The following is a 19993-nucleotide window of genomic DNA, read 5'->3' as shown; positions in this document are numbered from 1 at the left end:
GTGCGCGCCTCGTCACACCGCGACCGGGACGCTGCCCACCGCGGCGCCCGGCTGCGTCGCGGCGAGCACCGCGCTCGTCGGAACCACGGGGTGCTCGCTGAGCTCGCGCACGAGCCACGCGTCGTCGCGCACCGCCCAGTGCTCGGCCTCGCGCCCGTCCACGAAGCGCAGCATGTGCATCTCGCGGACCGTGAAGTGACGGCCCGTGGGCGCCAGGCCCCGGAAGTAGCCCGTGTGCCGCGCGCTGAACGCGACGTGCAGCGCCACCAGGTCGCCCTCCGCGACCGCGTGCAGCACCTCGACGTGCTGGTCGGAGAACGCGTCCGAGAACCAGTGCATGGCCGCGACCAGGCCCTCGATGCCTCCCGAGCACCCGGGCGCCGGGTCGTGGTTGTGGAAGTCGGCGGCGACGAGCGCCGCGAGCGCCTCGGCGTGGTTCCCGGGGATGGCCTGGGTGTGCACCGTGATCGCGGCCGCCTTGTTCGTCGCGGTGGTCGCCGTGGTGGTGGTCGTGGTCGTGGCGGTCGTGGCCGCCTCGTGGTGCTGGTCGCCGGGAAGGATGGTCCCGGTCGCCTCGTGCCTGCTGCTGCTCATGTCCGCCTCGCTCGTCCGGCGGGGTCGGTCCAGCGGCCACCGCGTCGTCACGGTCTGTGGTGCATACTCATCAGCCTTCACTCGGAGGCAGGGACACCGCAAGAGGTCGCGCGGGTGATGCTCGGGTGAGTTCTGCGGTGAGCTGCGGGGACGTCTGGGGAGCAGGTGGGCCGGCCCGGTCGTCGGGCCGGCCGTGGAGCACGTCGAACAGCAAGGAGATCTGGACATGACGTCAGTCAGCGGCCACGGGCCGTGGCCCGGCGGCGAGGGCACCGACGTCCTCGAGGCGCAGCAGACGATCTTCGGCGACCTCGCCGAGGTCCCCACGGGCGTGACGCCCGTCCCGTTCCTCGCACGCCTGCCCCAGCGGGGCCCCGGCGCCGACGGCGTGGGCCGCACCGCGACCCTGCTCGCGGACCTGCCCGTCGAGATCGGGCCGCACGGGTGGAAGCTCGCGGACCGGCCCGGCATGGACGAGCGCCGGGCTCGGGCTTTCCTCCGGGACGACCTGGGGGCGCTCGCGATCGCCGGGCACGGGTACGTGGGGCCGCTCGCGGTGTCGGTCGTGGGGCCGTGGACGCTCGCGGCCGAGCTCTACCTCGCGCGCGGCGACCGGGTCCTCGCCGACCGGGGCGCCCGGGCCGACCTGGCCGCGTCGCTCGCCGTCGGGGTGCGGGCGCACCTCGACGAGGTGCGTCGGCAGGTCCCGGGGGCCGAGCTCGTGGTGCAGGTCTCCGAGCCGCTGCTCGGTCAGATCAACGCAGGCGTGCTGCCCACGTTCTCCGGGTACTCGCGGCTGCGTCCGGTCGAGGGGCCGGACGTCGTCGCGGGGCTCGAAACCGTGCTGGACGCGGTGCGGGACGGCGGCGCGCGCAGCGTCGTGCACGTGGGGCCCGCGTGGGTCGGGATCGCCCCCGTCGTCCTCGCCGGAGCCGACGCCGTGGGCCTGGACCTCGCGGCCCGCGCCGACGGCTGGGACGAGAAGGGGTGGGAGCTGGTCGCGCGCGCGGTCGAGCGCGGCGTCGCGGTCTGGGCCGGGCTGCCGCCCGCGAAGGTCTCGCAGTGCTCGGGGCCGAACCTCGGCGACCTCGCGTCGCTCGTGACGGTCCCGTGGCACCGGATCGGTCTGCCGTCCTCGGGGCTCGACGACGTCACGCTCCTCGCAGCGCCCCGCGCGGGCGGCGTGGGACTGGGGTCGGGGACCCGGCTCGGGAGCACCGACGAGAACCGCGCGATGCTCGGGAACCTGGGGCGGGTCGCGGAGATGCTCGCGGAGCGGGCGCAGGACTGAGCCGTGGCTCGGGGACGTGCGGGCGGTGACGTCCCCGTTTTCGCCGTGACGCTCCCTGGTGCGTAGGCTCGGAGGGAGGTGCCGAACTCGCGGCGCTCCCTCGTCCGTCCACTCTCCCGAAGGAGCGCGATGCCCGCTCTGCACGCCGTCCTCTTCGACCTCGACGGTGTCCTGACACCGACCGCCGAGTTCCACATGCGCGCCTGGGAACGCCTGTTCGCGCCCCTGTGCGCCGAGCGCGCGGTCGCGCCGTACACGTCGGCGGACTACTTCGCGCACATCGACGGCAAGCCCCGCTTCGACGGGGTCGCCACGATGCTCGCCTCGCGCGGGATCGAGCTCCCGTGGGGCACGATCGACGACGCCCCCGGCGACGGCACGGTCTGCGCGCTGGGGAACAAGAAGAACGAGATCGTCAACGCGATGTTCGCCCGTGAGGGCATCGACCCGTACCCGGGCTCGATCGCCTTCCTCGACGCCGTGACCGCGGCCGGGGCGCTCGTCGCGGTCGTCTCGTCGTCGCGCAACGCCCCGTCGGTCCTGGCGGCCGCGGGGATCGCGGACCGGTTCGAGGTCGTCGTGGACGGTGCCGTCGCGGCCGTGGAGGGGCTCGAGGGCAAGCCCTCGCCCGCGACCTACGAGTACGCGGCCCGGCTCCTGGGCGTCCCGACGACGGCCGCGATCGTGATCGAGGACGCGATCTCGGGGGTCCAGGCGGGGGCTGCCGGTGACTTCGGGCTCGTCGTGGGGGTGGACCGCGGGGTCGGGGCCGACGCCCTGACCGAGCACGGCGCGGACCTGGTCGTGGCCGACCTGGGCGAGCTCGACGCGACGGTCCTGGACCGCCCGGCGCACGAGGGGACCCGCTGATGGCCGGGTTCGAGCACGGCTTCGACGGCACCGTCGACCGCAGCCGCTTCCCCGCGGACCCGTGGCGGCTCACCGAGAACCGCTACTCCGCGCACGACCTCGGGGTCACCGAGACCCTCTTCTCGGTCGGCAACGGGTACCTCGGCATGCGGGGCAACGTCGAGGAGGGGCGCGAGTCCCACACGCAGGGCACGTTCATCAACGGCTTCCACGAGACGTGGCGCATCCACCACGCCGAGGAGGCGTACGGGTTCGCGGAGGTCGGGCAGACGATCGTCAACGTCCCGGACGTCAAGATCATCCGGCTCTACGTCGACGACGAGCCGCTCCTGCTGCCCGTCGCGGACCTCGTCTCCTACGAGCGGTCGCTCGACATGGCCGACGGCGTGCTGCGACGCGAGCTGTTGTGGCGCACGCCGTCGGGCAAGCGCGTGCTGGTGAAGTCCGAGCGCATGGTCTCGTTCGTCGAGCGGCACCTGGCCGTCATCACGTTCGAGGTGACGATGCTCGACGACCCGGCGCCCATCGCGATCTCGTCCCAGATCCTCAACCGGCAGGACGGGCAGGACGAGTACCACGTCCCGTCGGCCGCCATGGGGCAGGGGTTCGACCCCCGCAAGGCCAACCAGTTCACCGAGCGCGTCCTGCAGCCGCAGGCGCAGTGGGGCGACGACGAGCGCCTGGTCCTGTCCTACCGGTGCACCAACTCGGGCATGACGCTCGCGGTCGCCGCGGACGACGAGCTGGTCACCGAGAACACGCACGAGGTGCGCACCCAGGTGGACGAGGACCTGGCCAAGCACGTCTATCGGATCCAGGCCGAGCCGGGCAAGCCGGTCCGGCTCACCAAGACCGTGGCCTACCACACGTCCCGCGGGGTGCCCGCGCGCGAGCTCATCGACCGTTGCCGTCGCACGCTCGACCGGGTGCGCGAGGAGGGTGTCGCGTTCCAGCACGCCGAGCAGCGCGAGTTCCTCGACGAGTTCTGGGCGCGCTCCGACGTCGAGATCCCGGGCCAGCCCGAGATCCAGCAGGCCGTGCGGTGGAACATCTACCAGCTCGCGCAGGCCACGGCCCGCGCCGAGGGGAACGGCGTCCCTGCCAAGGGCCTCACGGGCACGGGCTACGGCGGCCACTACTTCTGGGACACCGAGATCTACGTGCTCCCGTTCCTGACGTACACGAGCCCACGGTACGCGCGCAACGCGCTGCGCTTCCGCTACCAGATGCTCGACGCCGCCCGCCGTCGCGCCGGGCAGCTCTCGCAGGAGGGCGCCCTGTTCCCGTGGCGCACGATCAACGGCGAGGAGGCCTCGGCGTACTACGCCGCGGGCACCGCGCAGTACCACATCGACGCCGACGTGACGTACGCCCTCATGCAGTACGTGCGGGCGACGGGGGACCAGGACTTCCTGGAGCGCGAGGGCGTCGACATCCTCGTCGAGACCGCGCGCATGTGGGCCGACCTCGGCTTCTGGCGGGCGAACGGTGACGACCACTTCCACATCCACGGCGTCACGGGTCCCGACGAGTACACGACGGTCGTCAACGACAACCTCTTCACGAACGTCATGGCCCGCTTCAACCTGCGCGTCGCGGCCGAGACGCTCGACGCCATGCGCCTGGACGCACCGCACGACTACGAGCGGCTCCGGGTCCGGCTCGGCGTCTCGCCGCAGGAGACGGCCGAGTGGTCGCGAGCGGCCGAGCGCATGTCGATCCCGTACGCCGAGCACCTGGGCATCCACCCGCAGGACTCGCACTTCCTGGAGCGCGAGATCTGGAATCTCGCGGCGACTCCCGCGAACAAGCGGCCCCTCCTGCTGCACTACCACCCGCTCGTCATCTACCGCTACCAGGTGCTCAAGCAGGCCGACGTCGTCCTCGCACTGTTCCTCCAGGGGGGAGAGTTCACGCCCGAGGAGAAGCTGGCCGACTTCGAGTACTACGACCCGTTGACCACGGGTGACTCGACGCTCTCGGGTGTGGTCCAGTCGATCATCGCGGCGGAGGTCGGGTACCACGAGCTCGCGCTCGAGTACTTCACGTCGTCGCTGCTGGTAGACCTGGAGAACCGCCACGCGAACGCGTCCGACGGCGTGCACGTCGCCTCGGCCGGCGGCACCTGGTCGGCGCTGGCGTTCGGGTTCGGCGGCATGCGCGACGACTGCGGTCGCATCAGCTTCGACCCGCGCCTGCCGCAGGCGTGGGAGTCCCTGACGTTCCGCGTGTCCCTGCGCGGGGCCCGGCTGAAGGTCACGGTCACGGCCGACGCGATCACGTTCGTGTGCGAGACGGGCGAGAGCGCCGAGGTGCTGGTGCGCGGAGAGGCCGTGCGCGTCGGTGCCGGGGAGCCGGTGACGGTGGCCCTCGACGGCCAGGGGCCCGTGCGGGAGGGGACGCCGAGCCTGCGCGACCTGACGGGCAACCGGCGCGAGGACGGGACGCTCATCACGGCGACGGTGCCGCACTCGTAGGGCAGAGGGCACCGGGTCGCGGCGGCGGCCGACGCGGCGCCGGGACGACGGGCGCTGTGGCGCCGCGAGGTGCAGGAGGGCGGGTCTCCCCGGGGGCCCGCCCTCTCGTGCTGTCCGGGGTGACGTCGAGGCGAGCCCCTTGCCTCCACGATATGTTAGTCACTAACATCAGGGCCATGGGACGTTGGGATCAGACGCACGAGGCGCTGCGGCACGCAGCGTTGGACCTGTTCATGAAGCAGGGGTACGACGCGACGGGCACCGCCCAGATCGCTCGCCAGGTCGGGGTGAGCGAGGTGACGCTGTTCCGACACTTCGCCGCCAAGGAGTCGCTGCTGCTCGACGACCCGTTCGACCCGCTGATGGCCGAGGCGGTGCGGGCGCGCCCCGCGCACGAGCCGCCGATGCGGGCGCTGGCCGAGGGCATCCGGCAGGCCTGGGGGCAGGTCGACGTCGAGGTCGAGGGAGAACAGCGTGACCGGCTGCGGATACTCGCGGCGAACCCGTCGCTCCGCGGGGCGATCGAACGCAGCAGTCAGGCCACGGTCGACGCTCTCGCGGGGGCACTCACGGACCGCGCGGTGCCGGACGTCCGGGCGCGCGTCGCCGCGGCCTCGGTGATCGCAGGCCTGAGCGCGGCGCTCCTGGAGTGGGCGCTGACCGAGCGGACGCCGGTGGACGAGGTCTTGCAGGCCGCGCTGGACGTGCTGGGAGGTGAGTGAGGTGCTCCGCTTCGAGAACGTCGGCCGGCAGTTCCGCGGTGGAGCGGGAGTGAGCGACCTGAGCTTCCACGTCGAGCGGGGGGAGGTCGTCGCACTGATCGGGCTGAACGGAGCGGGCAAGACCACGCTCATGCGGCTCGCGTTGGGCATGCTGCGCCCGCAGTCCGGTGAGGTACGGGTGTTCGGCCGCGCGCTCGGCGACCTGCCGACAGCGGGCTGGGCGCGCGTCGGAGCGTTGATCGAGACGCCCCCGGCCTATCCCGAGCTGACGGTGCGCAAGAACCTGCACATCGCGTGCCTGCTGCGAGGCGGCGACCCGCGGTGCGTCGACGCGTCGCTCGAGGCCTGGCGGCTCGGTCCGGTCGCCGAGCGGCGGTTTCGGCGGCTCTCGCAGGGCAACCGGCAGCGCACCGGTCTGGCGGCAGCTCTCCAGCACGATCCGCAGCTCATCGTGCTGGACGAGCCGAGCAGCACGCTCGATCCCGCCTCCGTCATCCTGCTGCGGGAGCAGCTGACCCGACGTGCCAGGCAGGGAGCAGCGGTCCTCGTCAGCAGCCACCACCTCGACGAGGTGGCCAGGATCGCGGATCGCGTCCTGCTGATGAACGCCGGCCGGCTGATCGGCCGGCTCGACACCACCGGACGCGATCTCGAGCGCGCGTTCTTCGAGCGCATCCAGGCCGACGACGAGCACCGCGCGACCGTCGAAGGCGCTGGTGCCCGATGAACGCCGCGCTGCGGGTCGAGGCGTCGAAGCTCGTCCACTCGCCCGTGGGGGCGATCGGCACGCTCGCGCTGCTCGTCGGTACGCTCGTCCTGCTGGGCGGGCTCACCGTGGGGTTGGCCGGGGGCAACCCTGCGCTGGCGGCCAAGGCCGACTTCTCCGGGATCGCGGTGACGCTGGACTGGTCCGGGCTGCTCGCTCTCGCCGCGCAGATCACCTCGGCGGCCTCGCTCCTCGGATTCGGTGTCGTGCTCGCGTGGATGTTCGCTCGCGAGTTCGCGGACGGGACGATCACCGGGCTGTTCGCCCTGCCGGTCACGCTCGGCAGGATCGCCCTGGCCAAGTTCGCCGTCTACGCGATCTGGGTGACGCTGGTCAGCGTGAGTCTCACGCTCGGGCTGCTCGGCCTGGGGGCGGTGCTCGGCTACGGCGTGCCGGGCCCGGACGCGTGGGCCGGGCTCGTGCGCCAGACTGCGCTGGCGATGCTCTCGGGAGCGCTCGCCGTCCCGGTCGCGTGGATCGCCACCGTCACCCGCTCGCTGCTCGCCGCGGTGGGTGGGGTCATCGCCCTGGTGGTCGTCGGTCAGGTCGGTGCGATCGTCGGGGCCGGGGGCTGGATGCCCCTGGTCGCGCCTGCCCTGTGGGCGATGTCCGACGGCACGGCCGTGACCGCGACGCAGCTCACCGTGACGGTCGCGGTCGCGCTCGCCCTCGTCGGGCTCGCCTGCGCCACCTGGTCGCGCCTGCAGCTCGATCGGTGAGGGGGCTCCCTCGTCGGCAGGTCGTGGTCGACCAGCCGACGAGGGAGCCCGTGCGCGGTGTGACGAGCCTCAGCCGAGCTGCTCGCGCAGGAAGCGGTAGTGGATCGCGGCCATGTGCGCGGCCTGGGCGTTGTTCGCGGCGCCGCCGTGCCCGCCCTCGACGTTCTCGTAGTACGTCACGTCCTTGCCGGCCGCGAGCATCTTCGCGGCGAGCTTGCGGGCGTGCCCGGGGTGGACCCGGTCGTCCTTGGTCGACGTCGTGAAGAGCACGGGCGGGTACTCGCGCTCGGCGTCGAACAGGTGGTAGGGCGAGAACGTCCTGATGAACTCCCACTGCTCGGGGTCGTCCGGGTCGCCGTACTCGGCGGCCCAGGACGCGCCCGCGAGCAGGTGCGTGTAGCGCAGCATGTCGAGCAGGGGCACGCCCACGATGACCGCTCCGAAGAGCTCTGGGTACTGCGTGAGCATGTTGCCCGCGAGGAGGCCGCCGTTGGAGCGGCCCTCCATGCCGAGGTGCTCGGGGGTCGTGATGCCGCGGGCGACGAGGTCGCGCGCGACGGCCGCGAAGTCCTCGTAGGCCTTGTGCCGCTTGGCCTTGAGCGCGGCCTGGTGCCAGGCCGGGCCGTACTCGCCGCCGCCGCGGATGTTCGCGACGACGTACACGCCGCCGTCGGCGAGCCATGCTCGTCCCAGTCCTCCGGAGTAGCCCGGGGTCAGCGAGACCTCGAAGCCGCCGTAGCCGTAGAGCAGCGTGGGGGCGGCGCCCACGGGGGCGGCGTCGGAGCCGGTCCCGGCGGCGGCACCGGCCGCGGGGCGGACGAGCTCCTCACGCCCGACGACGAAGTACGGGACGCGCGTGCCGTCGTCGGACACCGCGAAGTGCTGGTCGATGACCAGGCCCTCGGCGTCGAAGAAGGCGGGGCTCGACTTGAGCACCTCGGGCGCGGTGCCCGCGCCCACCGTCAGGAGCGAGAGGGTCGAGGGCGTGAGGTAGTCGGTCACCACGAGCCAGACGTCGTCGCTCTCCTCGGAGTCCACGGCGCCCACGACGACCGTGCCGATGGTCGGCAGACCGGGCAGCTCGGTGCGGGCCCACCCACGGCCCTGTGCGTCGGAGGGCTCGCCGGCTGCGGCGGAGGGCGGTGTCAGCACGTGGAGGCGGTTCTTGACGTCCTCCAGGACGTTGACGACGAGGTGGTGCGCGGTCCACGTGGCGCCTGTGAGCGACGTCGTGGGCGTGGGCTCGAACAGGACGGTGAAGCCGCGCGCCCCGGCGAGGAAGTCCTCGAAGCGGATCGCGAGCAACGACCCCGCGAGGTGCGTGGTACCGCCGACCGTCCAGTCGTCGCGCAGCTCGACGAGCATCCACTCGCGCTTGACGCCGACCTCGGCCGAGCGCGGCACGTCGATCTTGACGAGCGTCTCGTCGGCCGTGCCCGCGTCCTGGACGAGGTAGGTCTCGGAGTCGTAGAACGCGATCGAGCGGCCGACGAAGTCGCGCTCGAACCCGGGGGAGTGGGTACGCCAGCCGAAGATGTACATGTCCTCGGGCTCGCCCTCGTACACGACCGTCGCCTCGGTGACCGGGGTGCCGCGGCGCCAGCGCTTGACGATCCTGGGGTACCCCGAGGGGGTCATCGAGCCGGGGCCGAAGTCCGTGAAGACGTACACCGTGTCGGTGTCGATCCACCCGAGCCCGCCCTTGGACTCCTCGCGGTAGAACCCGCCGTCCTCGGGGGCGACGAACTGCTTCGTGACGAGGTCGAACTCGCGGGTCACGTCGGCGTCGGAGCCGCCGGGCGACAGGTCGACCAGGGCGTGGCGCCACTCGCCGCCCGGGGCGGGGCGCAGGACGCTCGCGCCGTGCCAGACCCAGCTCTGCCCCTCGGTCTCGCCGAGCGCGTCGAGGTCGAGCACGAGCTCCCACTCGGGGTGTGCGGTGCGGTACGAGTCGAGCGTCGTGCGGCGCCAGACGCCGCGCTCGTGGCGCGCGTCGCGCCAGAAGTTGTAGTAGTGCTCGCCGATCTTCGAGACGTCGGGGATCTTGTCGTCGGAGTCGAGGACCTCGCGGATCGCCTGCTCGGTCCGGGCGAACTCGCTCGTCGCCTCGATCGTCGCGGCGGTCTCGGCGTTGCGGCCCTGGACCCAGGTGAGCGCCTCGCGGCCCTCGACCTCCTCGAGCCACAGGTACGGGTCGTGCGGCGTGGTCGGCTGTCCGGTGGGCGCGTCGGTCACGACGTTCTCAGCACTCATGCGAACACACTAGGCGACCGATCCGTGGGACCGGACATGCATAGTTCGTCAGGGGGAGCGGCTCGTGAGGGGTGTGTTCCCGGTCGTCGACGGACAGCGCTTGCATCTATCCGAACCTTGTGAAAGTATTCACAAGCAAGGGAAAGACACCACGCAGACCCGGCCGCTCGGGTCACTGGAGGAGCAACGTGAGCAGCACGAGCAAGGCCCCCGTCAAGGCCCCCGCCGGAGTCACCGAGATCGACGCCCTCGTCGACCGAGGCCTCAAGGCGCTCAAGCAGTACGACGCCTTCACCCAGGAGGACATCGACCGCATCGTGAAGAAGGCGTCCGTCGCGGCGCTCCACGAGCACGGCCGCCTCGCGCAGCTCGCGGTCACCGAGACCGGGCGCGGCGTCTTCGAGGACAAGGCCACCAAGAACATCTTCGCGTGCGAGCACGTGCCCAACTCGATGGCCAACCTCAAGACGGTCGGCGTCATCGGGCGCGACGAGCTCACGGGCATCGTCGAGATCGCCGAGCCGGTCGGCGTGGTCGCGGGCATCACCCCGGTCACCAACCCGACCTCGACCGCGATCTTCAAGTCGCTCATCGCGCTCAAGACGCGCAACCCCATCATCTTCGCGTTCCACCCCAGCGCCCAGCAGTGCTCGGTCGCCGCAGCCCGCATCGTGCGGGACGCCGCCGTGGCCGAGGGCGCACCCGAGGACTGCATCCAGTGGGTCGAGCAGCCCTCGCTCGAGGCCACGTCGGCACTCATGAACAACGACGGCGTCTCGCTCATCCTCGCCACGGGCGGCAACGCCATGGTCCGCGCCGCCTACTCGGCCGGCAAGCCGGCCCTCGGCGTCGGTGCGGGCAACGTCCCCGCCTACATCGAGAAGACCGCCAAGCTCGGCCGCGCCGTCAACGACGTGGTCCTGTCCAAGGGCTTCGACAACGGCATGGTGTGCGCCTCGGAGCAGGCCGTCATCCTCGACACCGAGATCTACGACGCGGCCCTCGCCGAGTTCGCCCACATGCACGCCTACCTCGCGAACCCCGAGGAGAAGGCGATGCTCGAGCGCTTCATCTTCGGCGTCGAGGCCGGCGGCGCGAACTGCGCCGGTGCCAAGCTCAACGCCTCGATCGTCGGCAAGAGCCCCCAGTGGATCGCGGAGCAGGCAGGCTTCTCGGTCCCCGACGGCACCTCGATCATCCTCGCGGAGTGCAGCCAGGTCGGCCCCGCCGAGCCCCTGACGCGCGAGAAGCTCAGCCCCGTCCTCGCGGTGCTGCGCGCCGAGTCGACCGACCACGGGATCTCGCTCGCCGAGCAGATGGTCGAGTTCGACGGCCTGGGTCACTCGGGTGCGATCCACACCGAGGACAAGGCCATCGCGGAGGAGTTCGGCCAGCGCGTCAAGGCCGTCCGCATCCTGTGGAACCAGCCGTCGGCCCTGGGCGGCATCGGTGACATCTACAACGCGCTGATCCCGTCGCTGACCCTCGGTTGCGGCTCCTACGGCCACAACTCGGTGTCGAACAACGTGTCGGCCGTCAACCTCGTCAACGTCAAGCGGATCGGACGTCGTAACAACAACATGCAGTGGTTCAAGATCCCGCCGAAGACGTACTTCGAGCCGAACTCGATCCAGTACCTGGCCCAGATGCCCGACGTCGAGCGCGTCACCATCGTCACGGACAAGGTCATGAGCCAGATCGGGATCGTCGACAAGGTCCTCGACGTCCTGGGTCGTCGCCCGAACAAGGTCTCGATCCAGATCATGGACCAGGTCGAGCCCGAGCCGAGCGTCGAGACGGTCGAGAAGGGCGCGGAGATGATGCGCGACTTCAAGCCCGACACGATCGTCGCGATCGGCGGCGGGTCGCCCATGGACGCCGCGAAGGTCATGTGGCTCAAGTACGAGCACCCGGAGATGGCGTTCTCGGACCTGCGCGAGAAGTTCTTCGACGTCCGCAAGCGCGCGTTCAAGTTCCCGACCCTGGGCGACCTGGCCAAGCTGGTCTGCATCCCGACGTCGTCGGGCACGGGCTCGGAGGTCACGCCGTTCGCGGTCATCACGGACCACGCGACCGGGTACAAGTACCCCCTCGCCGACTACGCGCTGACCCCGTCGGTCGCGATCATCGACCCGGTCCTGACCGCGACGATGCCCGCGAAGCTCGCGGCGGACTCGGGCTTCGACGCCCTGACGCACGCGACCGAGGCCTACGTGTCGGTCTACGCCAACGACTTCACGGACGGCCTGGCGCTGCACGCGATCAAGCTGGTCTTCGAGCACATCGAGGCCTCCGTCACGCAGGGGGCGGCCGCCCCCGAGGCCCGCGAGAAGATGCACAACGCGGCCACGATCGCCGGCATGGCGTTCGGCAGCGCGTTCCTCGGGATCGTCCACGCGATGGCCCACACGGTCGGCTCGACCTTCGGTCTGGTCCACGGCCGCACGAACGCGATCTTCCTGCCGCACGCGATCCGCTACAACGGGCAGATCCCGACCAAGGTCACGGGGTGGCCCAAGGCGGAGAAGTACATCGCGCACGAGCGCTACCAGCAGATCGCCAAGCACCTGGGCCTCCCGGCCTCGACGCCCGAGCAGGCCGTCGAGTCGTACGCCCGGGCCGTCGAGGAGCTGCGCGCCAAGGTCGGGATCGAGCGCTCGTTCAAGGAGCAGGGCGTCTCGGAGCGTGAGTTCATCGGAGGCCTCGACGCCCTGTCGATGCGGGCCTACGAGGACCAGTGCGCTCCCGCGAACCCGCGTCTGCCGATGCTCGAGGACATGAAGGACATCATGGTCGCGGCGTACTACGGCACGAGCCGCGAGGAGGTCCGTGCCGAGCGCAAGGCCACCGAGGAGGCGGCCCGCACGACCGCAGAGAAGAAGGCCGCGGCCCCCGCCGCGGACGAACCCTCGAAGTGATCTGGGCACCGGTGTCCGGGGAGCAGCCCGGACGCCGGTGACCCGCACGACGACCCGAGCGGTACGGGTCACGGTCGGGTGGCGCGTCCTGCCGGGTGGCGCCACTCACCACGGGCCCGAGGCATCCCCCTTGGCCTCGGTCCCGCACGCAGCGCCCCCGCGTCCTCCAGCGCGGGGGCGCTGCACTGCGTCCGGCCAGGTGGGTGGACGTCTCCCGTGCCCGACGGCGCAGCTCGGCTCGTGCGCTTCGGCGCGGGCCCCCGAGGTGGGCCGGTGGGGGCGGGCGAGCGGCGCCGTCGGGCAGGCTGCGCCGCCTGCGGGACGCTCCGCCCGCGGGACGCGCCGCTGTCGGTGGCGCGGGCGAGAATAGGCACGTGAACGACGCCACCCCGCCGCACCCCGCAGCCAGCCCCGACAGCACGGTCGCGGCCCTCGCGGCTGCCACCTCCGACACCGCTGTCGTCCCCGACGCCACCCCGACTGCCGCCCCGGTGCTGGACGAGGCCGCCGCCCAGCGACGCTGGGCCGAGTTCGTCGCCCAGGTCGAGGCCGACCAGCGGGCCTACTACGAGGCAGACGCCCCGGTGTCGTCGGACGCCGAGTACGACGCCCGCATGCGCGAGCTCGAGGCGCTCGAGGCAGCACATCCGGCCCTCCAGACCCCCGAGTCGCCCACGCAGCGCGTCGGTGGGCGCGCCGCGACGGGCTTCGCGACCGTCGAGCACCTCGAGCGCATGCTCTCGCTCGACAACGCGTTCTCCGCGGAGGACCTCGCCGCATGGGCCGTGCGCGTGCACCGGGACCTCGGCGTCTCGTCCGAGGCTCCCGTGGAGTACCTGTGCGAGGTCAAGATCGACGGCCTCGCGATCGCGCTGCTGTACGAGCGGGGGCGCCTCGTCCGGGCGGCGACGCGCGGAGACGGGCGCACGGGCGAGGACGTCACGGCCAACGTCCGCACCATCACGAGCATCCCGCAGCAGCTCGCGGGCGACCCGGCCACGCACCCCGCGGTGATCGAGGTCCGAGGCGAGGTCTTCCTGGGGGTCGACGACTTCGCGGCCCTCAACGAGGCGCTCGTCGCGGCCGGGCAGGCGCCCTACGCCAACCCGCGGAACACCGCGGCCGGCTCGCTGCGCCAGAAGGACCCGGCCGTGACCGCGAGCCGCAACCTGCGCATGTACGCGCACGGCGTCGGGGCGCTGCAGTGGGAGGAAGGCGAGCACGCCGAGCTCGGTCGCCAGTCCGACGCGTACGCGCTGTTCGAGCAGTGGGGCATCCCGGTCTCGCCGCACAACCGGGTCGTCGACGGCCTCGCGGGCGTGCAGGAGATGATCGCGTACTTCGGCGAGCACCGGCACGACATCGAGCACGAGCTCGACGGGATCGTCGTCAAGGTCGACGAGCTCGCGCTCCAGCGCCGTCTCGGCGCGACGAGCCGCGCACCGCGCTGGGCCATCGCCTACAAGTACCCGCCCGAGGAGGTCAACACGCGCCTGCTCGCGATCCAGGTCGGCGTCGGACGGACCGGCCGGGCAACCCCGTACGCCGTCATGGAGCCCGTGCTCGTCGCGGGCAGCACCGTGCGGCAGGCGACGCTGCACAACCAGGACGTCGTGCGCGCCAAGGGCGTGCTGATCGGCGACGTCGTGGTGCTGCGCAAGGCCGGGGACGTCATCCCGGAGATCCTCGGGCCGGTCGTCGCGCTGCGCGAGGACGGCGTGCAGCGTACGGAGTTCGTCATGCCGGCCGAGTGCCCCGAGTGCGGGACGCCGCTGCGCCCCATGAAGGAGGGCGACGTCGACCTGCGCTGCCCCAACGCCGAGAGCTGTCCGGCGCAGGTCCGCGGGCGGGTCGAGCACATCGGCTCGCGCGGGGGCCTCGACATCGAGGCGCTGGGCGAGGTCACCGCGGCTGCGCTCACGCAGCCCTACGAGCCCGCCGAGCCGCCGTTGCGCACCGAGAAGAACCTGTTCGGGCTCACGGTCGACCAGCTCGCCCCGATCCGCGTCGTCGTCCGTGACCCGGAGACCGGGCTGCCCAGGCCGTACGAAGGCGTGGGGGAGTCTGGCGAGGTGGAGATGTCCGACGGCTCGGTGCTGCTGGCCAAGGTCGTCAGGCCGTTCCAGAAGGTCGCCGCCCGCACCTACCCGCCGGGGTTCGAGGACGCGACTCCCGCCGAGCGCCGGGCTGCGGGCGTGCGCAAGGACTTCCCGGTGTACGGCCCGTCGACGACCGCGCAGACGCTCGTGGACGAGCTGCGGATCGCGCGGACCAAGGACCTGTGGCGCATCCTCGTGAGCCTCAACATCCGGCACGTCGGGCCGGTCGCCGCCCGGGCCCTCGCGGAGTGGTTCGGGTCGCTCGACGCGATCCGGGCCGCGAGCCGCGACGAGCTCGCGGCGGTCGAGGGCGTCGGGCCGGTCATCGCCGACGAGGTGCTCGCCTGGTTCGAGGTGGACTGGCACCGCGAGATCGTCGAGACGTGGAAGCAGGACGGCGTCCGGTTCGACACCCCGGGTCACCCCGGCCCCGGTGCACGCCAGCAGCCGACGGGCCCGCTCGCGGGTCTGACCGTCGTGGTCACGGGAGGCCTCGAAGGGTTCTCGCGCGACGGCGCCAAGGAGGCGATCCTCACCGCGGGCGGCAAGGCCTCGGGGTCGGTGTCCAAGAAGACGGACTACGTGGTGGTGGGGGAGAACGCGGGCTCGAAGGAGACCAAGGCCAGGGACCTGGGCCTGCGCATCCTCGACGAGGCCGGGTTCGTGGCGCTCCTCGCGGGCGGACCGGCGGCGGTCGGGGACGCGCCCGAGCCCGAGGACCCGGAGCCGGAGGACTCGGACGCCGAGATCACCGGGGACCCGGTGGTGCCGACGGCCGACTGACGGCTCGCACGGCTCCGGCAGGGCCCTCAGGGACCCCACCGAGGTGCCCGCCGTCGAGATAGAGGTCTCCCGTCGAGGTAGAGGGCTACAGACCTCTACCTCGACGCAAACTCTCTACTTCGCGGTGCCGGTGCCGGTGCCGGTGTCCCCGGGACCCGGGGTCACGGCCGGCCGTCGGGCCAGCACGGCCCGCAGGCCCGCGGTCTGCTCGGGCGGCGTCGCCAGGACCGGCCCCCGTGGCGGACCGGTCGGCACGTCGAGCAGCCCGGCGAGCGCGTGGAGTCCCGCGACGGGCCGCAACCGGCCGAGCTCGCGGGCCAGGGCCAGGAGCCAGGACCGCTCGACGACCGCGTCGAGCGGCCGCCGGTCGAGGTGTGCGCGGCGCACCACGACGTACTCGTCGGGGACGAGGGCCGCGACACCGGTGTGCCAGGCGTCGCTCGACGGCAGGGTCGTGAAGGCGCCCTCGGTCATCGCGAGGTCGCCGCTGTGTCCCACGGCGAACGGTTCGCCCCCGACCGCGGCCCGGACCGCGTCCAGGCGCACACCGGCGCCCGTCCTCCCTGCGGGGTCCTTGAGACCCCGGAGCCTGGCGGTGCGGGCGAGGTGGGCCAGCACCTCGGGCGTCACGTCGTACCCGCTCTGGGCGGGCCGGTTGTAGAAGCACACGGGCAGGTCGGTCTCTGCGGCGACGGCCTCGAACAGGGCGACGACCTCGGCGTCGACGAGCGGGACGTACGCGAAGGGGGCCAGGACGAGCCCGTCGGCGCCGCCCGCCTGAGCCGCGGCCGCGTTCCGCAGGACCTCGGTGGTCGAGGGGGCCGCGACCGCGACGTGCACCGGGACCTGCCGCCCCGAGGCGCCGGGGCCGGCGTCGTGTGCCGCGCTGACCGCGGCGCCCACCACGGTGGCGCGCTCCTCGGGCGAGAACGACGTGCCCGCGCCCGACGACGCGAGGACCGTGACGCCGTCGACCCCGGCGCGGACCGCGCCCTGGACGAGACGCGCCAGCACGCCCAGGTCGGGGAGCCCGTCGGGGCCGAGCGGCGTGATCGGGTAGGCGAGCAGCCCGGTGAAGGGCGTCGGTGTCGTCATCCCCGAGATGGTGCCACAGGCCGTCCGCCGAGGGGTGGGCAGCCCGGCCGGTGAAGTGGTACCCGCGTCTACGATGCGGGCATGACTCAGGCGACCCCCGCGACCCAGCCCTCCCCGCCCGGCACCGACACGCCGGCAGCCGCCCGGGTGCGCGGTGCGCACCTCGTCGGCTCGGTGAACCTCCCCACGGCCGAGGACACGTTCCGCACGGTCGCGGCCCACGCGGGCACCCACCTCAAGCGCATCCCCGACGGCGAGGTGGGCGAGCGCTTCCACTGGATCCTGTTCCAGGGCTCGCGCTTCGAGGCGGTGCCCGGCCTGGCACGGCTGCCGATCGAGCCCGTGGTCGTCGCCGGGTTCGACGTGCGTCCTCACGTGCTCGACGGCTCGGTCGCGGCGGACGACCTGGTCTTCGGCGACCTGGGCTACGCGGCCGCCGCGACGGCGTCGTACGCGGACTTCGTGCGGCTGCGCGCGCAGGGCGTGATCCCCGCGACCACGCGCTTCCAGGTGTGCCTGCCCACGCCGCTCGCCCCTGTCGTGGCGTTCGTCGTCCCCGACGCGCGGGAGGCCGTCCACCCCGCCTACGAGGCCGCGATGCTGCGCGAGATCGAGGCGATCGTCGCCGCGGTCCCCGCGCACGACCTCGCGATCCAGCTCGACCTCGCGAGCGAGTTCGCGCTGATCGAGGGCGCGAACCTCGGTGCCGGCCCGGCGCAGGCGTGGTTCGCGGTCGACTCCGACGAGGTGCTCGCGGGCTGCGTCGCGCGCGCCGCTCGCGTGGCCTCCGCGGTGCCCGCGGGCGTCGAGCTCGGCTTCCACCTCTGCTACGGCGACGTCGCCGAGAAGCACTTCGTCGAGCCGTCCGACGCGCGACGCCTGGTCGAGGTCGCGAACGGCCTGGCCGCGACCGTCACGCGCGAGATCGCGTGGTTCCACCTTCCTGTGCCGATCGAGCGCGACGACGTCGAGTACGTCGCCCCGCTCGCGGACCTCACGATCGACGACGCGACCGAGCTCTACCTGGGCGTGGTGCACCACGAGGACGGCGTCGAGGGCGCGCGGCGTCGCCTCGCGCCCGCGACCCAGGTCCTCGGCCGGGAGGTCGGCGTGGGCACCGAGTGCGGGTTCGGCCGTGGCCCGAGCGAGCGCACGGGCCCGCTGCTCGACGTCCACACGGCGGTCGCGCGCGCCTGGTAGGAGCCCTCGGCGCATGCCCGACGGCGCAGCGCACCTCGGTGACCGGGCGCGCCCCGGTGCGTGGCGCCGTCGGGAGCACGAACGGTCGACGACCCCGACGGGTCGTCGACCGTTCGTCGTCCCGCGCCCGTCAGGCGCGGGGGAGCGTCACCGAGCGGCCCACAGGAGGCCGCGCTCGATCACGGTGCGCAGCCCGGGCGTCTCGAGGTCCGCGAGCTGGTGACCGGGCGCGCACACGAAGATGCGCCCCTGACCCCACTGGCGGGTCCAGATCGAGGGCGAGACCACGGGCGAGCGCCACGGGGAGTCTGCTGTGGGCTCGATGGTCGTGGTCGCGAGGACCTCGTTGAGGGAGTCCGCGAGCACCCAGTACTGCTCGGAGCGCAGCGTGATGGGGCCGAGCCCGGCGACGATGGGGTGCTCCGCGTGCTCGGGCGCGATCTCGACCGTGTGGTCGACCAGGTCGCCCGGGTGCGCGGCGAACTGGCCGCCGAGCATCTGCAGGTAGTCGGTCGCCATGCGGTACGAGTCGATGATCCCGCCGTGCCAGCCCGCGAGACCCGTCCCGTCGGTCACGGCCTGGCGCAGGCCGCGCATCTCGTCGGGCAGGATCTCGCCCATGGTCCAGGACTGGACGATCAGGTCGACGCCGGCCATGTACTCGGCGTCGGCGTACACCTCGAGCGAGGACTCGACGACGACGTCGAAGCCCGACTCCTTGAGGAAGGGGACGAAGAGGTCGGTGCTCTCCTCGGGGGAGTGGCCCGGCCAACCTCCCCGGACGATCAGGGCCCGACGGTCCGGCACGCTCATGAGTCCTCCGTTGGCGCTCACGCGATCAGGGCATCGATCGCTGCGGGAGAGAGTACGTGATCGATCGCCATGGCGCTCGCACCGAGCACGCCCGCCTGGCCCCGGGCCTGGGACGTGACGATGCGCAGGTGCTGCGTGGCCAGCGGCAGCGAGCGCTGGTAGACGATCTCGCGGATGCCCGCGATCAGGTGCTCGCCCGCGTCGGCGATGACACCGCCGACCACGATCATGGAGGGGTTGAGCAGGCTCACGCACGCGGCGAGGACTGCGCCGATGTCGCGCCCGGCCTGGCGCACGGCGTGGCTCGCCATGAGGTCGCCGCCGCGCACGAGGGACACGACGTCGCCGCTGTTGGCGGCCTCGAGTCCTTCCTTCGTGAGGGCACCGGCGATGGCCTGGCCGCTCGCGACGGCCTCGAGGCAGCCGATGTTGCCGCAGCGGCACGGGGTGTCCGTCGCGTTGGGCACGGCGATGTGGCCGATGTCGCCGGCCGCGCCCTGGGCGCCGCGGCGCAGCTCGCCGTCCGAGATCACTCCCGCGCCGATGCCCGTGGCGACCTTGACGAAGAGCAGGTCGCTCACGCCGGGCCACGCGGTGCGGTGCTCGCCGAGGGCCATGATGTTGACGTCGTTGTCCACGAGGACCGAGGCGTCGAACGTACGCCTGAGGATCGCGGGCACGTCGACGTCGTCCCACGCGGGCATGATGGGTGGGTTGATGGGGCGTCCGGTCGAGTGCTCGACGGGGCCGGGGAGCCCGACGCCGACGCTGACCAGGTCCTTGAGGGCGCGCCCCGTCGTCGCGATGAGCTTCTCACCGGTCTCGGCGACCCAGGCGAGGACGTTCTCCGGACCGTCGGAGATGGCGAGCGGCGCGTCGACCTCCGCGAGGACGTTCGACGCGAGGTCCGTGACCGCGAGGCGCGCATGCGTCGCGCCCAGGTCCACGGCGAGCACGATGCGTGCACCGGGGCTGAAGGCGAACGTCACGGGCGGCCTGCCGCCGGTCGAGCTCGCCTCGCCCGCGGGCGCGATGAGTCCGGAGGCCATGAGCAGGTCGATGCGGGCGGCGATCGTGGACCGCGCCTGCCCGGTGATCGCGGCGAGGTCAGCCCGCGTACGGGGTTGGCCGTCGCGGAGCAGCTGGAACATGTCCCCGGCGCCGGTCGGGCGTGGGGCGAACTTCAGCAGTTCCTCGGTGGGCACGATGTATCACGGAGCCTCTCGTTGCTACGCAGTGGTGACAATCCGTCTAGCGTACTGCGATCTTCGGCTTTTGCTTGACGATCGACAAAAGCCGACCTAGCGTGTGGTTTGCTGCGGCAAGGTCGCCGGAGCCCTGCGGGAGCTCGCGCCCCGCCGGTCGAGACCCTGCATCCCTCTCGTTCGACCGT

General features: G+C 72.4%; 14 protein-coding genes. 9 read left to right on the top strand and 5 right to left on the bottom strand.

Annotated features, from left to right (window positions below; all coding sequences use genetic code 11):
* Window positions 1–12: 12 nt before the first annotated feature.
* Window positions 13–594 (bottom strand): ester cyclase, encoded by a 582-nt coding sequence (locus IE95_RS19365; protein WP_051702590.1) that lies wholly within the window; start codon window positions 592–594, stop codon window positions 13–15.
* Between the two features lie 226 nt (window positions 595–820).
* On the opposite strand from IE95_RS19365, the gene IE95_RS0101780 reads away from it, so the two are divergent.
* The 6 genes from IE95_RS0101780 to IE95_RS0101755 all read left to right on the top strand — a co-directional run bounded on the left by IE95_RS0101780 (window position 821) and on the right by IE95_RS0101755 (window position 7439).
* Window positions 821–1885 carry a uroporphyrinogen decarboxylase/cobalamine-independent methonine synthase family protein gene (locus IE95_RS0101780; RefSeq protein ID WP_030149910.1) on the top strand — a complete coding sequence of 355 codons (1065 nt, stop codon included), beginning with the start codon at window positions 821–823 and terminating at the stop codon, window positions 1883–1885.
* Window positions 1886–2014: 129 nt separating this feature from the next.
* Window positions 2015–2755 (top strand): HAD family hydrolase, encoded by a 741-nt coding sequence (locus tag IE95_RS0101775; RefSeq protein WP_030149909.1) that lies wholly within the window; start codon window positions 2015–2017, stop codon window positions 2753–2755.
* Window positions 2755–5232, top strand: a complete 2478-nt coding sequence (locus IE95_RS0101770; protein WP_030149908.1) for a glycoside hydrolase family 65 protein — start codon at window positions 2755–2757, stop codon at window positions 5230–5232. Before IE95_RS0101775 ends, IE95_RS0101770 begins: the two co-directional genes overlap by 1 nt.
* Before the next feature lie 176 nt (window positions 5233–5408).
* Window positions 5409–5954, top strand: a complete 546-nt coding sequence (locus tag IE95_RS0101765; protein WP_030149907.1) for a TetR/AcrR family transcriptional regulator — start codon at window positions 5409–5411, stop codon at window positions 5952–5954.
* Between the two features lie 49 nt (window positions 5955–6003).
* Entirely contained in the window at window positions 6004–6681 is a 678-nt protein-coding gene (locus IE95_RS0101760) for an ABC transporter ATP-binding protein (RefSeq protein ID WP_240666293.1), read from the top strand.
* Window positions 6678–7439, top strand: a complete 762-nt coding sequence (locus tag IE95_RS0101755) for an ABC transporter permease (protein WP_030149905.1) — start codon at window positions 6678–6680, stop codon at window positions 7437–7439. Before IE95_RS0101760 ends, IE95_RS0101755 begins: the two co-directional genes overlap by 4 nt.
* Before the next feature lie 69 nt (window positions 7440–7508).
* On the opposite strand, the gene IE95_RS0101750 is transcribed toward IE95_RS0101755, so the two are convergent.
* The gene (locus IE95_RS0101750; protein WP_030149904.1) at window positions 7509–9692 is read right to left on the bottom strand and encodes a prolyl oligopeptidase family serine peptidase; all 2184 of its coding nucleotides are present in this window, start codon (window positions 9690–9692) and stop codon (window positions 7509–7511) included.
* A gap of 188 nt (window positions 9693–9880) precedes the next feature.
* Between IE95_RS0101750 and adhE the strand changes: the two genes are divergently transcribed.
* Window positions 9881–12610 carry a bifunctional acetaldehyde-CoA/alcohol dehydrogenase gene (gene adhE, locus IE95_RS0101745; RefSeq protein WP_030149903.1) on the top strand — a complete coding sequence of 910 codons (2730 nt, stop codon included), beginning with the start codon at window positions 9881–9883 and terminating at the stop codon, window positions 12608–12610.
* 491 nt (window positions 12611–13101) lie between these two features.
* Window positions 13102–15492 (top strand): NAD-dependent DNA ligase LigA, encoded by a 2391-nt coding sequence (ligA, locus tag IE95_RS0101740; protein ID WP_206053316.1) that lies wholly within the window; start codon window positions 13102–13104, stop codon window positions 15490–15492.
* 114 nt (window positions 15493–15606) lie between these two features.
* Here the strand turns inward: ligA and IE95_RS0101735 are convergent, their stop codons facing one another.
* Window positions 15607–16587 carry a dihydrodipicolinate synthase family protein gene (locus IE95_RS0101735; RefSeq protein ID WP_051702589.1) on the bottom strand — a complete coding sequence of 327 codons (981 nt, stop codon included), beginning with the start codon at window positions 16585–16587 and terminating at the stop codon, window positions 15607–15609.
* Window positions 16588–16668: 81 nt separating this feature from the next.
* Between IE95_RS0101735 and IE95_RS0101730 the strand changes: the two genes are divergently transcribed.
* Window positions 16669–17787 carry a uroporphyrinogen decarboxylase/cobalamine-independent methonine synthase family protein gene (locus tag IE95_RS0101730; RefSeq protein WP_240666292.1) on the top strand — a complete coding sequence of 373 codons (1119 nt, stop codon included), beginning with the start codon at window positions 16669–16671 and terminating at the stop codon, window positions 17785–17787.
* A gap of 147 nt (window positions 17788–17934) precedes the next feature.
* Here the strand turns inward: IE95_RS0101730 and IE95_RS0101725 are convergent, their stop codons facing one another.
* Together IE95_RS0101725 and IE95_RS0101720 are read right to left on the bottom strand one after the other, a co-directional pair.
* A complete protein-coding gene (locus IE95_RS0101725; protein ID WP_030149899.1) occupies window positions 17935–18600 on the bottom strand; it encodes a ThuA domain-containing protein in 666 nt (221 codons plus the stop codon).
* 17 nt (window positions 18601–18617) lie between these two features.
* Entirely contained in the window at window positions 18618–19751 is a 1134-nt protein-coding gene (locus tag IE95_RS0101720) for an ROK family protein (RefSeq protein WP_051702637.1), read from the bottom strand.
* Between the last annotated feature and the right edge of the window lie 242 nt (window positions 19752–19993).

The organism is Oerskovia turbata (assembly GCF_000718325.1).
In the GTDB taxonomy this organism is placed as follows: Bacteria; Actinomycetota; Actinomycetes; order Actinomycetales; family Cellulomonadaceae; genus Oerskovia; species Oerskovia turbata.
Note: the sequence above shows the minus strand (reverse complement) of the source record. Positions and strands in the feature narration are given on the sequence as shown.

Excerpts from the sequence above, each read along its gene's own strand:
- IE95_RS19365 (WP_051702590.1), bottom strand. The coding sequence starts at position 594 with ATGAGCAGCAGCAGGCACGAGGCGACCGGGACCATCCTTCCCGGCGAC.
- IE95_RS0101780 (WP_030149910.1), top strand. The coding sequence starts at position 821 with ATGACGTCAGTCAGCGGCCACGGGCCGTGGCCCGGCGGCGAGGGCACC.
- IE95_RS0101775 (WP_030149909.1), top strand. The coding sequence starts at position 2,015 with ATGCCCGCTCTGCACGCCGTCCTCTTCGACCTCGACGGTGTCCTGACA.
- IE95_RS0101770 (WP_030149908.1), top strand. The coding sequence starts at position 2,755 with ATGGCCGGGTTCGAGCACGGCTTCGACGGCACCGTCGACCGCAGCCGC.
- IE95_RS0101765 (WP_030149907.1), top strand. The coding sequence starts at position 5,409 with ATGGGACGTTGGGATCAGACGCACGAGGCGCTGCGGCACGCAGCGTTG.
- IE95_RS0101755 (WP_030149905.1), top strand. The coding sequence starts at position 6,678 with ATGAACGCCGCGCTGCGGGTCGAGGCGTCGAAGCTCGTCCACTCGCCC.
- IE95_RS0101750 (WP_030149904.1), bottom strand. The coding sequence starts at position 9,692 with ATGAGTGCTGAGAACGTCGTGACCGACGCGCCCACCGGACAGCCGACC.
- IE95_RS0101735 (WP_051702589.1), bottom strand. The coding sequence starts at position 16,587 with ATGACGACACCGACGCCCTTCACCGGGCTGCTCGCCTACCCGATCACG.
- IE95_RS0101730 (WP_240666292.1), top strand. The coding sequence starts at position 16,669 with ATGACTCAGGCGACCCCCGCGACCCAGCCCTCCCCGCCCGGCACCGAC.
- IE95_RS0101725 (WP_030149899.1), bottom strand. The coding sequence starts at position 18,600 with ATGAGCGTGCCGGACCGTCGGGCCCTGATCGTCCGGGGAGGTTGGCCG.
- IE95_RS0101720 (WP_051702637.1), bottom strand. The coding sequence starts at position 19,751 with ATGTTCCAGCTGCTCCGCGACGGCCAACCCCGTACGCGGGCTGACCTC.